Source organism: Nonlabens ponticola (genome assembly GCF_003966335.1).
GTDB classification, from domain to species: domain Bacteria; phylum Bacteroidota; class Bacteroidia; order Flavobacteriales; family Flavobacteriaceae; genus Nonlabens; species Nonlabens ponticola.
The window spans coordinates 1,888,540-1,904,528 of sequence record NZ_CP034549.1; the positions used below are offsets into that span (position 1 = coordinate 1,888,540).

The 15,989-nt window shown below is 41.7% G+C and carries 6 protein-coding genes; 2 read left to right on the top strand and 4 right to left on the bottom strand.

What is annotated here, in order from left to right:
- Positions 1-202 precede the first annotated feature (202 nt).
- Positions 203-3,871, top strand: a complete 3,669-nt coding sequence (locus EJ995_RS08535) for a metallophosphoesterase (RefSeq protein ID WP_126447561.1) — start codon at positions 203-205, stop codon at positions 3,869-3,871.
- On the opposite strand, the gene EJ995_RS08540 is transcribed toward EJ995_RS08535, so the two are convergent.
- The 3 genes from EJ995_RS08540 to EJ995_RS08550 all read right to left on the bottom strand — a co-directional run bounded on the left by EJ995_RS08540 (position 3,868) and on the right by EJ995_RS08550 (position 7,942).
- Positions 3,868-4,596 (bottom strand): SAM-dependent methyltransferase, encoded by a 729-nt coding sequence (locus tag EJ995_RS08540; protein WP_126447563.1) that lies wholly within the window; start codon positions 4,594-4,596, stop codon positions 3,868-3,870. The genes EJ995_RS08535 and EJ995_RS08540 overlap by 4 nt on opposite strands.
- Positions 4,597-4,683: 87 nt before the next feature.
- Positions 4,684-6,045 (bottom strand): exonuclease domain-containing protein, encoded by a 1,362-nt coding sequence (locus EJ995_RS08545; protein WP_126447565.1) that lies wholly within the window; start codon positions 6,043-6,045, stop codon positions 4,684-4,686.
- A gap of 118 nt (positions 6,046-6,163) precedes the next feature.
- Complete coding sequence (locus EJ995_RS08550; protein ID WP_126447567.1) at positions 6,164-7,942, bottom strand: AMP-dependent synthetase/ligase; 1,779 nt, start codon at positions 7,940-7,942, stop codon at positions 6,164-6,166.
- A 457-nt stretch (positions 7,943-8,399) separates the two neighbouring features.
- Between EJ995_RS08550 and EJ995_RS08555 the strand changes: the two genes are divergently transcribed.
- Entirely contained in the window at positions 8,400-13,121 is a 4,722-nt protein-coding gene (locus tag EJ995_RS08555) for a beta strand repeat-containing protein (protein WP_126447569.1), read from the top strand.
- Positions 13,122-13,283: 162 nt separating this feature from the next.
- On the opposite strand, the gene clpB is transcribed toward EJ995_RS08555, so the two are convergent.
- On the bottom strand, positions 13,284-15,893 hold the full coding sequence (gene clpB, locus EJ995_RS08560) for an ATP-dependent chaperone ClpB (RefSeq protein ID WP_126447571.1): 2,610 nt from the start codon (positions 15,891-15,893) through the stop codon (positions 13,284-13,286).
- Between the last annotated feature and the right edge of the window lie 96 nt (positions 15,894-15,989).

The following is a 15,989-nucleotide window of genomic DNA, read 5'->3' on the forward strand; positions in this document are numbered from 1 at the left end:
CTGGTTTCAGCACCTCAACAAAGCAAGAGCATTGCACAGACCCTGAAATCAATTCAGGGTGACATTCAAAACCACCACTGTCATGCTGAACTGGTTTCAGCATCTCACCAATGAATAATTGCACCATCAAAACCGTACACCTTTTGTTAAACCTTACGGCTCATTTCACGATAATTATATTTTTGCGCTATACATATGTTGCATGAATCAGATTTACAAGATTGTCGCCACTTTACTACTGTTAATTATTCTCAGCGCCTGCGCAAGACGCGCCGTACAGATTTCAGGCGACCAAGTCAATATCCAGAACGAGAAGCCTTTCCAACGATTTTATCTTTTTGGAAATGTAGGTGTCAATGACCCAGACTCGCCAGCAGCCTTTGACGCGATGTTGCAGCATATTAATGAAAATTCAAAAAAAGATGATTATCTATTATTACTAGGAGATAATGTCCTTGCTAATTCTATCAGGAAAGATGATGAAGATAATAAGGATGCCAATCAATTTAAAAAGCAGCTAGAACAAATTGCCAAAATCGATATCAATACGCTCGTGCTACCAGGAGATCACGATTGGAATGACGAGGGCATGGACGGCCTCAAAAAGATAGAAGAGTTTACTGAGGAGTATCTGGATAACGACGAGGCTTTTCAACCAGAAAATGCCTGTCCATTAGAAGAATTAAACATAAGCGATCAAGTAGAAATGCTTATCGTGGATAGTCAATGGTATATTGAAGATTGGGATAAAAACCCCAACTTTAATGACGAGTGCGAGATCAACACAAGAGAAAAATTTATCAAAGTGTTGGCAGATGAATTGCGCAAGGCAAGACACAAAACAATTATACTCGCCATGCATCATCCTTTATATACCAATGGTGTACATGGTGGTCAATTGGGTATGCGTATGGTTACCACACCCAAACAGGAGAATGCCTACATTCCTGGATTGGGTTTTGCCTATAGTTTTGTACGCTCTCAGGCTGGTCTATTTCCGCAGGATAGATACAATCCATTGATGAATGATTTGATGCGCGAGATTGAAACCGCTGGATCTGGTATCGATAGACTATTGGTAGTATCGTCTCATGAGGAAAGTCTACAATACATAGATCGCGATAATATTAAGCAAGTAGTTTCTGGAGCGACCGTTTCTCAAAACATTGTCTCTTTAGGTAAAAAGGGAAAGTTTGCGGCTGGAAAAATAGGTTTCAGTGAGGTGCGCGTGTTTGAGGATCAAAGTTCGCAAGTATTGTTCTACTTAGTTGATGAGCAAGGTAATCTTGAGCAAGTATATTCTAACAAGCTTTTTGACGAGAAAAAACCTTATGATATTGATGGGATCACCGTCACTAATAAGGATGCCATCGCTGCCAGTATTTACAGCAAAGAAGAAACTGAAATGTCTGCAAAAGATGAGGAGTTTTACGGCAAGCATTACCGGGAACTTTACGGCATTGATGTCAAGGCACCAGTAGTAATGCTGGACACGCTATACGGTGGTTTGAGAGTTGAGCGGGCTGGTGGTGGTAATCAAACGCAAGGACTTAGACTAATAGGAAAAGGAGATCGCGAATACAACATGCGTGCACTTGAAAAGGATGCATTACAATTCTTAAAAAGCGCCGGTTTTAATGAGCTTGATGCCGAGAGATATTTTGGCGAGACGTTACCTCAAGAACTTATAAGGGATTTTTACACTTCAGCACATCCGTATGGCGCATTTGCAGTACCCAGATTAGCTGGCGCCATAAAACTTAATCATACACACCCTAAGTTATTCTGGATACCTAAGCAACCTGTTTTAGGTGATTTTAATGACATTCATGGTGATCGTTTATACATGATTGTGGAGAAACCAGATGATTCTTTTGACTCGCCACACATGTTCGGTTACAACAAAGACGTGGAGAGCACAGACGACTTGTTTGCTAAAATCAGGGAAGACGAGAAATATACGGTAGATGAGGAAATGTACATACGTGCTCGCGTATTTGACATGTTGCTAGGCGATTGGGATCGCCATGAGGATCAATGGCGCTGGGCAGAAATTAAAGATAGTGAAGACTCAGAGAAAAGTCGCTTTGTCGCGGTGCCGCGAGATCGTGATCAGGTTTTTGCTAGGTTTGATGGTAAACTATTGGAGTTTTTAAACAGCACCATTGGCGTGACTAAACAGTTCGGTAATTATGGACCTGACATTGAGCACATCAATGAATTCAGTCAGAGTGCTAAATATTTAGATCATGCCGTGCTACAAAGAACCACTCGCGAGGACTGGCTTACCGCTGTAAACTATATACAGAAGAATATAGATGAGAACGTGGTAAAAATGGCCTTTAACGAGATGCCAAAAGAAGTTAAAGATGACTTATGGCAACAGACTCAAGAAGATTTACTTGCTAGAAAATCAAATTTGGAAAACATTGTCAATCGCTATTATGATAACTTCATATTGTTTCAAACCTTGAAAGGAACTGACAAGGATGATATATTCTTCATTGAGCGTCTCGATAAGGAAACCACAGTAAAAGCCTACCGCAATAAGGATGGAGAAGCGGCAGATGTACTTTTTGAAAGAAGTTTTAAGGATAATAAAACTGAAGAAATTTGGATTTACGGTCTTGACGATGACGATGAGTTTACCATAAGCGGTTCTGGTAATTCAAAAATTCAAATAGTAATCGTTGGAGGAAAAGGCGATGATAAATACACTATTGAGAATGGCAAGAATGTAAAGATCTATGATTTTGAAAGTGAGAAGAATGAGGTTGAAAAACGAAACGGTGCTAGTGTCGTACTGCGCGATGATTATGATATTAATCATTACAACCATAGAAAAGCACCAACTAGCAAATTGGGTTTTGGTGCTCAGGTAACCTACAATCCTGATGACGGCGTGAGACCACAAATAAGCATTTCAAAATCAGTGTTGGGTTATGAACGCAATCCATACAGTTTAAAATATGGCATTGAGGCAGACTACAGATCCCTAACTCAAGCAGCCATTTTTCAAGGACATCTTGCCAAGGCAAATATTCTAGGTCACTGGAACCTGCGAGCAGATGCCTTGATCACGACAAACAATTATACCCAAAACTTCTTTGGTTACGGCAACAACACCACATTTGATGGCGACACAGATTTTGACGACAATCGCGTGCTAATGCAAAGACAAGAGGCGAGTCTTTCTATTTACAAGCATGGTGATTATGGTAGCGATTTCCAATTCGGTATCCAGTATAGAGGTATAGAGGTAGAACCTGATATCACCAGATCAGCATTAATTGATAACCAGCGAGATGATTATCTCGACTATACCTTTAAATATCTATTTGACAGCTACGACAACGAGCGTTTTAAGACTCGTGGTATGCATCTAGAAAACGTTTTGTCCTTTACAGACAATCTGGCAAATGGCGAGAATTTTTTGAGCATAGATCCATCACTAACCTTTTGGAATGCCCTTGATGATGAACGCAAATTGATTGTGCAGTCTCGAGTTGCTGGACAATTGCGCATAGGTGATGAGCCAGTGTTTTATCAAGCTGCAAGATTAGGAGCAGATCGTGGTTTACGAAGTTATAGACAAGATAGATTTACAGGAAATTATGCGGCTAATGCCAGCCTTGATTTGAAGTATGATGCCAGACCTATTAAAACCAAATTACTGCCATTATACTGGATGCCGTTTATAGGAGTAGATGCAGGACGAGTGTGGATCACTGGTGAATCTAGTGATAGGATCCACTATAGTTACGGCGGTGGTGCGCATTTATCACTAACAGGACTAGGTAGGATAGAGGCAACTTATTTCCATGGACCAGAAGGTGGTCGATTGGGCGTCGGGCTATTTTTGGGATTCTAGAAATTAGGATCCATTGCCTGAATCATAAAGATTGCTGGACGTTTGTGTAGATCTACCTTGTGGCTTTTCCAGGCCCGGGCAGCCATGGTTTTTATAAATTCATTGGGCAAGGTGATATCACAAGCCACACTTATTTGAGTGTCAGGATGCAGGCTATTGCTCAGTTCTTCAAGCATCTTATTGTTGCGATAAGGCGTCTCAATGAATAATTGAGCCTGTTCTTCACTGCGCGAACGTTTTTCTAACTGTTGTATTTTATTCTTGCGTTCTTTGGAATCGATGGGTAAGTACCCATTAAAGGCAAAATTCTGACCGCTCAAACCACTTGACATTACCGCCATTAAGATAGAGCTAGGACCTACCAGCGGTTGTACTCTAATTCCTTTTTCATGGGCAATGCGCACGATATCTGCACCAGGATCAGCAACGCCTGGGACGCCAGCCTCACTCATCAATCCCATGGTTTTACCTTGTAGGCACGGTTCTAAAAAGCTGGGCAGCTCGCTGGCATCGGTAAATTTATTGAGAACGGAAAAGGATAATTCTGATTGCTTTTTTGAAGGTACCAGCTTTTTAATGGCACGGCGTGCCGTTTTTTCGTTCTCTACAATATAATGATCCACAGCTTCCACGACCTTTTTCACGCTCATGGGCAACACTTCCAATGGATTTATATCGCCTAAGGTTACAGGAATCAAGAATAATCTACCGCCAAAATCAGCCATGTCAATAAGTGTTTATACTAACAAATATAAGTGGTGTGTGAATATGATTTTAAAAGGTTACGCTTTCGCGAAAGCGTAATCAACCAACTACAATTCAACAACGCGACGTACGGCCTTGTGTCTCAGGAAAGAGCGGACTATATGCCTAACGTTTGCGGCGTCATCGATTGGTGTAAGCAGATTTCTCAAAATATCGGGATCAGTAAACTGTAGTTGCAGATCAACAAACGAATATCCCTTAACCTCGCCATTTTCTATGAGAATGGCACTACGCTCGGTAGCAGTGCGGCCGCGATCGATCAATATTTGATTGACAGTGTCAAACCTTAGTTCTTCTATAAGCGATTGTGCTCGCTCATTATATTGCGCGGGCGTTTCCTTTCCTGTACAGGCTCCTAGGCATGAGGTGTCCTCTTGATCTATGCACGGGCCGTTGGCGCTATTAATGCCAGAGAATGTCGCGCATAGCTCATACTCCTCTACTTTTTTACCCAAAAAAGTTCTAGCAGCCTTGACATTTGAAAAAGTCATGAGATACTTGCTGTCCTGTCTCGTTGACTTGACATGAAACCTGATGTAGCCTGCACCATCAACGCTCGTATAAATACCATGACTAAAGATATTACCCTTAATTTTTCTGTTTTGGCTAGGTTGGTGCTTTTTAAGCTCGATGTATTCCTTAATGTTTGCAATAAGATCATTACCAGTTTTTTCAAACGTGATATCGTCAACTAGTTTTCTTAGGGTAATAGATTTGCGCTGCGAGCTGGTAAAATGCTGTCTCACGCGCTTTCTCATATTACGCGCTTTTCCTATGTAAATGATTTGCTTTTGATCATTGTAGAAATATAGCACACCAGTGGTTGATGGTACCTTTTCTATTAGTGCCTTGTGGTCTGCATCTACGGTGATGCGAGGCATGGTCTTTAGACTCTGCTGTATAATCTGCTTATCTAGATCTTTATCCAGCAATAATTTAAAAAGTTTTACTGTGGCAAGTGCGTCACCAGTGGCGCGATGTCTATCAGTAATTGGGATGCCTAGTGATTTAACCAGCTTTCCCAAGCTATAACTCTCTTGTTCTGGCAGCAGTTTTTGAGCAACTTCTACTGTGCACAACGTTGGAATATCAAATTTGTATCCCAGTCGATCAAATTCCAGTCGCAACATACGATTGTCAAACTCGGCATTGTGAGCGACAAGCGTTGCATCCTTAGTAATTTCTAAAATGCGCTTTGCAACCTCATAGAATTTGGGTGCTTTTACAAGCATCTTATTATTGATGCCCGTGAGTTTGACTACAAATGGTTGTATGGGTTGTTCTGGATTGATCAAGCTTGCAAATTGATCTACAATGTCATGACCGTCAAACCTGTAGATCGCAATCTCAGTAATTCCTTCTTCATTATAAGCGCCACCTGTGGACTCTACATCAATTATTGCGTACAAATACTATTATTTAAACTTGGGTAGATTAATATGTCAAATGTAATGATATAAAAGCGTTTAACTAAAGCAAAAAAGCAGCCCATCGGGCTGCTCCTTATTTTTAATTATGAGTTGAAAATCAAATTTTCTCGCCATAAATCTTATCGTATAAATCCTTGTAACGCTCCTTAATGTTGCGACGTTTCAACTTCATGGTAGGAGTGAGGTGCTCTTCTTCTATACTCCATACCTCAGGAGTAAGTTCAAATCGCTTGACGCGTTCCCACTTACCAAATTTCTCATTGTGCTCATCGATCTCGCGCTGGTAACGTTCCAATACGCGTTCATTTGATATAAGATCGCTAATGTCGTTGTAGTTTACTCCCTTACGTTTTGCCCAGTCTTCAAGAAATTCAAAGTTAGGCTGGATCAAGGCTGCAGGCATTTTCTCGCCTTCACCTACTACCATGATCTGCTCTATGAATCGACTTTGTTTCATTGTGTTCTCTATGAGTTGTGGCGCCACATATTTTCCACCAGAGGTTTTGAACATCTCTTTTTTGCGATCTGTAATACGCAGGAATCCATCGCTGTCAATCTCACCTATATCACCAGTGTGAAAATATCCATTCTCATCGATAGCTTCTCTAGTTTTCTCTTCATCCTTATAGTAACCCAACATGCGCTGTGGACCATTAATGATGATCTCGCCATCTTCGGCGATTTTCACATCCGTATCCGGTAGTGGTTTACCTACGGTTCCTATTTTAAAACCACCTTCTCGCATATCATTCACTGATACTACTGGACTGGTCTCGGTAAGACCGTAACCTTCCATCACTGGAACGCCAGCCGCGTTAAATACACGTGCTAGCCTAGGTTGCAAGGCTGCGCTACCACTAGCAATAGCTTTCAAGTTACCACCTAATGCTTCTTGCCATTTTGAGAAGATTAATTTTTTGGCGATGCCCAATTTCTTTTCATACCACCAGCCGTTCTTGCCGTATGGTTCCCATTCCAGTCCTAGTTCTACAGCCCAGAAGAATAGTTTTTTCTTGACGCCTTCAAGATCTGCGCCTTTGGCGATGATTTTATCATATACTTTTTCCAGCAGGCGCGGTACAGCACTCATTACTTCTGGCTGTACTTCTTTCAAGTTATCAGATATGGTCTCTAGTGACTCTGCAAAGTATATTCCTGAACCTGTGTAGATATAGAGGTACTGCAACATACGCTCATAAATATGGCATACTGGTAAAAAACTTAAGGCCTTGGATTTACCTAATTCGATAGGCAACCTAGTCTCTGAATACATAGCATTACTGGCGATGTTTTTATGCGATAGCATCACGCCTTTAGGACGTCCAGTAGTTCCAGAGGTGTAAATAAGAGTTGCAAGATCATCTTCCTTGATGCTTTCCATGATAATGGTAAGTGAGTCATCATCTTCTTTGGACTTACCTAATTCTTTTACTTCTTCCCAACTGCGGCATCCAGGAATATCATCAAAACTGTAAACTTCTTTTAAGGATTCTACTTGATCTTTAATCGCCATGACCTTGTCATAAACTTCCTGATCACTTACAAAAACGTATTGCGATTCACTGTGGTTCAGAACGTATGCATATTCATCCTCAGATATGGTAGGGTAGATAGGCACGTCTTGAGCACCAGTTTGCATGATACCTATATCCATGATATTCCACTCAGTTCTATTCACAGTAGAAATGAGCGCAATTTTGTCATTTTGTTTGACACCCATTTTAATCAAACCGCGAGATACCGCTCTAGCTTGATCAACAAATTCTTGAGTAGAAGTTTTTACCCATTGACCATTTTTCTTGGTCACGAGCGCATCCGGTCTAGGAAATTTTTCTAATTGATAGTAAGGAAAATCAAATAATCTTTTGAATTGCATGGATATACCGTTTAGTAGTCGCAAAATAGTGAAAGATCGGTAGTAAACAAATGAAAATTTTGTAGGATCAATAATACCATTCAACTGATTGTATTCTATAAATGGATTCACTCATTTTTCAATTAAACAATATATATATTGTCATAAGATCTATTATTCTTTCTCTTTATAATACTTGAAGTTGATAAAATTGTTGGTATTCCGCTCTCGCGAAAGCGTAACAGGCTAAAAAACTGAGAGATGATTGTGACTGTTATTTTATAGATTCAAACAATTTTTTGAAATTAAATCACGTGTTAATAAAACCAAAAAGCAAGTAATTACGTTGTCAATATTTTCTGTTAATTTTAGTTAATTATTGTGTAATGCCTTGTGAATTAACAATTAACGATACTTAGTTGTACATACATTTAAAGCATGGTGAAAGGGTTTCACTTTACAACTAATTACTTTTTACATGAAAAAAAATACTTCAAAGCTGTTGACATTTCTGTTCGTGGTTTTTGTTTCAGCTGGGCTTCAGGCTCAGGTAGTTACCAAAACCGTGGATGATAATACAGACGGCACGTTAAGAAACGAGATTGCTGATGCCGGCATAGGCGGCACGGTGACCTTTGATCCTTCTATTGCAGGACAGACCATCAATGTTACCCAAGGACCTATTGAAGTAGGGACTTTAGGTAATATTAGCATAGAAGGCCTTAATGGTGAGAGCAGGACCACTATCGCTGGTACTTCTTCAAATCGCATTTTCAATATTGATGCGACTGTGGCCAGTATCATAAATCTTTCTGATTTGAATTTCACATCAGGTACAGCATCAAGTGGTGGTGCCATACAAGTGAGCGGTGCCACAACGGTCCTAAACTTGAATAATACAGACTTTACCGGTAATACAGCGACCGGTAATGCCGCAACTGAAGGTGGTGGTGCTATTTTCAACAACGGTGCTGTGGTGAACGTTTCCGGTTCTTCTCAATTTGAATCAAATGCTGCAACCGGTACTGCTGGTAGCGGTGGTGCGATTCTCAATTCATCAGCTGGAGTTCTTTCTATTGATGGCGCGACCTTCAACTTAAATTCTTCACAACGTGCTGGTGGCGCTATAGAAGATAACGCTAATAGCGGTGCAGTTATCGTTGTAGATAATTCCACTTTCTCTAGTAATAATGCAGGATCTAGTCCTGGTAATGGTGGTGCATTACATATTACCGGCTCTTCTTCATACACCTTCAACGGCGGTCTAATTGATGCAAATATTGCTGGCAAAGAAGGTGGTGGTCTATGGAATGGATCTGGAGTTCTTACAATTAATGGTGCTACCATATCGAATAATGATGCACAAGGAGACTTAGTACCAGCTGATGCTACAGCAGGAACATCAGTACAAATTGTTGGTGGTGGCGGAATTTTTGCCAACGACGGTCCTGGATCTGTTGTGATCAATGAAGGAACTATCATTTCTAACAATGTCGCTACAGGAGTACAAGGTTCTGGTGGTGGTATTTTAATGGCCACAGGAACAACCTTGACTATCAATGGAAGTGGCGATAATCCAGTAGAAATCAATAATAACAGCGCCAGTAGAGCTGGTGGTGGTATTGAAGACTGGTCGCTAGATGCAAACGCTAACACACTTACCAATGTGAATTTCTCTGGAAATACCGCTGGTGCTGACGCGACAGGTTTTACCGCTAATGGCGGCCCTGGAAACGGTGGTGCTATTCACGTGACTGGACCTGGAGACAATGTTATCACAGGCGGTACGGTTGACGGTAATACGGCTGCCAATGAAGGTGGTGGATTCTGGAATGGATCTGGAACCATGAGCGTTTCTGGAACTACAATCACAAACAACATCGCTGCAGGTAATGATACTGAAGTTGCTGGTGCTGCTGGTGGTGGTGGACTTTTCAATGAAGGCGGTACTCTAAATGTTACCAACAATACAACAGTTTCTAACAACAGCGCTACTGGAGCACAATCAACTGGTGGTGGAATTTTAAACGCTGCTGGAGTTTTGGTAGTAAGTGATTCTGAGATTTCTGGCAATGAATCAAATCGCGCTGGTGGTGGTATTGAGACTAATGGAGACAGTTCTGTAGAACTTAACAATGTAACTCTTGATTCAAACTTTACCGGTGTTGTAACTGGTATGGGCGCGCCAGGCAATGGTGGTGGACTGCACGTGAGTGGTGCTGCACCTGTAACCATTAATGGTGGTACGGTTAATAACAATATCGCTGCCAAAGAAGGTGGTGGATTATGGAACAATCAAGGTGTCATGACTATTAATGGAACAACCATTTCTGGTAATGATGCTCGTGGCGATCTTGTACCAGCAGATGCAACCGCAGGAACATCAGTACAAATCGTTGGTGGTGGTGGAATCTTTGCTGAAGATGGCAATGGATCTGTTGTGATCAATGAAGGAACCGTCATTGCTAACAATGTAGCAACTGGAGTTCAAGGTTCTGGTGGTGGTATTTTAATGGCCACAGGAACAACACTAACAATTAACGGTAGTGAAGCGAGTCCTGTAGAAATCAATAACAATAGCGCCAGTAGAGCTGGTGGTGGTATTGAAGACTGGTCTTTGAGTGCCAATGAAAATACCATGACGAATGTGAATTTCTCTGGCAATACCGTTGGTGTTGACGCGACAGATTTTACCGCTAATGGCGGCCCTGGAAACGGTGGTGCTATTCACGTGACTGGACCTGGAGATAATGTTATCACAGGCGGTACGGTTGACGGTAATACAGCAGCGAATGAAGGTGGTGGATTCTGGAATGGATCTGGAACCATGAGCGTTTCTGGAACTACAATCATAAACAATATTGCTGCAGGTAATGATACTGAAGTTGCTGGTGCTGCTGGTGGTGGTGGACTTTTCAATGAAGGCGGTACTCTTAATGTTACCAACAATACAACCGTTTCTAACAACAGCGCTACTGGAGCACAATCAACTGGTGGTGGAATTTTAAACGCTGCTGGAGTTTTGGTAGTGAGTGATTCTGAGATTTCAAGTAACGAGTCAAATCGTGCTGGTGGTGGTATTGAGACTAATGGCGAAAGTTCTGTAGAACTTAACAATGTAACTCTTGATTCAAACTTTACCGGTGTTGTAACTGGTATGGGCGCACCAGGTAATGGTGGTGGACTCCACGTGAGTGGAGCAGCACCTGTAACCATTAATGGTGGTACGGTTAATAACAACATCGCTGCCAAAGAAGGTGGTGGACTATGGAACAATCAAGGTGTCATGACTATTAATGGAACAACCATTTCTAGTAATGATGCTCGTGGCGATCTTGTCCCAGCCGATGCGACCGCAGGAACCTCAGTACAGATAGTCGGTGGTGGTGGAATCTTTGCTGAAGATGGAGCTGGATCTGTCGTGATCAATGAAGGAACCGTCATTTCTAACAATATGGCAACTGGAGTACAAGGTTCTGGTGGTGGTATTTTAATGGCCACAGGAACTACACTAACAATCAATGGTAGTGAAGCTAGTCCGGTAGAAATCAATAACAACAGCGCCAGTAGAGCTGGTGGTGGTATTGAAGACTGGACGTTGGACACAAACTCAAACACACTTACCAACGTTAATTTTACAGGTAATTCTGTAGGACTAGATGTTGATAGTGACAGTGATAGCGATACTGGTTTTACCGCAAACGGTGGTCCTGGTAACGGTGGTGCGATTCACGTCACTGGCCCAGGAAGCAATACGATTACAAATGCATCTGTTGACGGTAATCTAGCGGCTGCCGAAGGTGGTGGTTTCTGGAATGGATCTGGTACCATGACGGTATCTGACAGTGACTTTAACGCCAACATCGCTTCCGGTGATGCTGCAGACAATGGTGGTGGTGCATTATTCAATAACGGTGGTACCATGAATATTGAAAACGTTGAGGCCACGGGAAATCTCGCTAATGGAGCATCTGGTTCTGGTGGTGCTTTTTTCAGTACTAATGGGCTAATAGAAATGGAGAATGTATCCTTTACTGGAAACTCAGCCAATAGAGCTGGTGGAGCCATTGAGGTTATTGATGGTCAGGTTAATATCAATAATTCAGATATTTCTGGTAATGACGTCAATGGAACAGCTGGAACGGCTGCTCCTGGTAATGGCGGCGCGCTGCATATAAGTGGTAGCACAGATGTGACTATTGAAAACAGTACGATTAACAATAATGTTGCTGCATCAGAAGGTGGCGCGTTGTGGAATCAAAGAAATAGCACACTAACTGTTATCAACTCGACTCTAGATGGCAATAGTACAGAAGGTACAGCGGCAGATACTGGTGGTGGTGCAATTTTTAACAACGGTGGTGATACAGAGGTACTCAATAGTACTATCTCAAACAACACCAGTGCCTCAAACGGTGGTGGTATATCCAATCAGGAAGGAGACCTTACGGTTGACCTATCAACGATTGCTCAAAACGAAGCTACCCTAGATGGTGGTGGAATTTACAACGCTGGCTCTAGTGCTACTTTGAGAGCTGTCACAGTAGGTCGTAATACGGCTGGTGGTACTGGTGGTGGACTAGCGTCTGATGCTGGTATCTTTACTATCAACAGTACTTTGGTTGCTGAAAATGAAGCATCTTCTGATTTCAATGTCTCTCGAGTTACATCTGCTGATTATAACTTGATTGAAATTGATGACCTAGGCAGCTTTACCGCGATGTCAAATGATATTGTGGGTAGTGTTGAGGATCCAGAATTTGGTTCTCTAGGCGAACTGCAAGATAATGGTGGCGACAATTTCACGCTAGCCTTGCTTAACGGTACCAGAGCTCAAGACGCTGGTGATCCATCGTTGACATTCAACGATCAGATAGGACAAGCTAATTTTGGAGCACGCGATATAGGTTCTTTTGAATCTCAAGCTACCTTATCGATTGATGAAGTAGGTAGTGCGCTCGCAGGATTGAGACTTTATCCTAATCCTAGCATCGATGGTCAGGTAAGCATTGAATTGCCTGTACAATTAGATACTACAGCTTCTTATCAAGTGATAGATATGACAGGAAAGCAGATTCAGGCAAATAGTCTACAATCTGGTGTAAATAACCTACAGCTAGGTAATCTAGCAACTGGAATTTACATCGTGCGCATCAATGCAGCCAATCAATCCCAAAGCTTGAAATTGATCAAGAAATAAGATTAATTATTTTTAAAAACAAAGCCCATTCTGGTAATCAGAATGGGCTTTTTTATACACCATTTTGCAGTAAGGCTATAACGACTCTCAATGTAGGTTGTTGTTGACGCCAGTTTATCATTATTACGCTTTCGCGAAAGCGTTACACCACTTATCCTAGTGCTATTCTACATCTACTGTTTTGTTCTCATTCCTAAAAACAATCTGGTTTTCAAAGGCATCAATAAGGATCACATCTTCAGAATTTATTTCGCCTGCAAGAATCTTCTTGGAAAGCTCGTTGAGTATTAGCTTTTGTAGTACGCGCTTTACAGGTCTTGCACCATATTGTGGTTCGTAACCATTCCTCGCCAATAGTTGAACAGCTTCTTGCGTGGTGTCAATCACAATGCCTTGTTGATTTAGCATTCTTGCAACTCCTTTTACTTGCAATTCTACAATCTGCTCAATCTCATTCTTATTGAGTGGCGTGAACATCACGATATCATCAATCCTATTGATGAATTCTGGTCGCACTCGCTGTTTTAGGGCGCCTACTACTTCAATCTTAGTAGCTTCAATGACTGACTCAATGTTTCCCTCAAAGTTTTCAAACTTCTCTTGTATGATTTCAGCACCCATGTTGGAGGTCATGATGATGATGGCGTTCTTGAAATCTGCCACACGGCCTTTATTATCAGTAAGCCGTCCTTCATCCAGTACTTGCAATAAAATGTTGAAGGTGTCAGGATGTGCCTTTTCTATCTCGTCCAGCAACACTACTGAATACGGTTTGCGACGCACAGCCTCAGTCAACTGGCCGCCTTCGTCATACCCAACATATCCTGGTGGCGCACCTACTAGACGGCTCACGCTGTGACGTTCTTGATACTCGCTCATATCAATACGTGTCATCGCATTGTCATCATTGAAAAGATAATCTGCAAGGGCTTTAGCAAGCTCGGTTTTTCCAACACCGGTAGTACCTAGGAAAAGGAACGAGCCAACGGGCTTTTTCTGATCCTGTAAACCAGCGCGACTGCGTCTTACGGCATCACTTACAGCAGCAATCGCTTCTTCCTGACCCACTACACGCTTGTGTAATTCATCTTCAAGTTTCAATAGCTTTTCTCGCTCGCTTTGTAGCATTTTAGTGACTGGTATGCCAGTCCATTTAGCTACCACCTCGGCGATATCATCATAGGTAACTTCTTCTTGTACCAAAGCTGTTTCCTGATCAGTATCTGCAACCTGTTGTTGCAGATTTTCTAATTTCTCCTGACTTTCTTTGATTTTACCATAACGCAGCTCTGCTACCTTACCGTAGTCACCATCACGTTCTGCTCTTTCGGCTTCTGCTTTATAGGTCTCGATATCGGTCTTGACCGCTTGAATGTTGTCAATAACTTCCTTTTCATTTTCCCATTGTGCGTTGAGCTCGTTGCGCTGTTCCTTGAGATTTGCTAGTTCACTGTGTAGCGTCTTGAGTTTGACCTCATCCTTTTCACGCTTTATGGCCTCAATTTCAATCTCGATTTGCATGATCTTGCGATCCAACACATCCAATTCTTCAGGCTTGGAATTAATTTCCATACGTAGTTTTGCTGCAGCCTCATCCATCAAGTCAATCGCTTTATCTGGCAAGAATCGACTTGTAATGTATCGCTGTGATAATTCTACCGCACCTATGATAGCGTCGTCCTTAATACGCACCTTGTGGTGTGTCTCATATTTATCCTTGATACCACGCAGAATGGATATGGCGCTTTCAGTATCTGGTTCATTTACCTGAACCTTCTGGAAGCGGCGTTCCAAAGCCTTGTCTTTCTCAAAGTACTTCTGGTACTCGTCTAGGGTAGTGGCACCTATGGCTCTAAGCTCGCCTCGAGCCAGTGCAGGTTTCAGGATATTTGCCGCATCCATCGCACCTTGACCACCACCAGCACCTACTAGTGTGTGAATCTCATCGATAAATAATACGATGTCGCCATCGCTACCAGTTACCTCTTTGATAACCGCTTTTAATCTTTCTTCAAACTCACCTTTATATTTTGCTCCAGCGATGAGCGCTCCCATATCAAGAGAGAAGATCTGCTTATTTTTTAGATTTTCAGGAACATCACCAGCGACAATACGGTGTGCAAGACCTTCAGCAATGGCAGTCTTACCTACACCAGGTTCACCTACCAGCATAGGATTGTTCTTTGTTCTCCTTGAAAGGATCTGTAATATCCTACGTATTTCTTCATCACGACCTATAACTGGATCTAGTTTGCCTTGATCAGCCAGCTGATTCAGATTTTTGGCATATTTAGAAAGGCTATTGTAGGTTTCCTCTGCGCTTTGTGAGGTCACCTTGTTTCCTTGTCTCAATTCTTCAATGGCTTTTTCCAGTTCTTTGATTTTTAGACCTTGATCTTTTAGTATTTGGGCAGTTTTTGACTTGCCATCTACCATACTCAAAAGCAAATGTTCAATCGACACAAACTCATCACCCATCTTATTGGCGAGTGACATTGCGTTATTTATGACACGACTTGTTTCTCTTGACATTTGAAGATCACCACCTTCTACAGTAGGCAGAGATTTGATTTGGCTATCCAATAGATTGGAAACTAAACCTAGATTGATATTCAACTTTTTAAATAAAAATGTAATAACATTCTCATCGACCATCGTGATGGCCTTAAGTAAATGTGAATTCTCAATCTGTGCTTGTTTATTCTCTTGTGCAAGTTGCTGCGCTTGTTGTATCGCTTCTTGCGATTTTATAGTTAGATTATTTATGTTCATAGTTTTCAGTTTTACAGTCAGGCTAAGTCAATTCATGTACCAATTCTTGACTTGTCAAAAAGTCATATTTTTATCTTAAAAATACTGACAGATTGA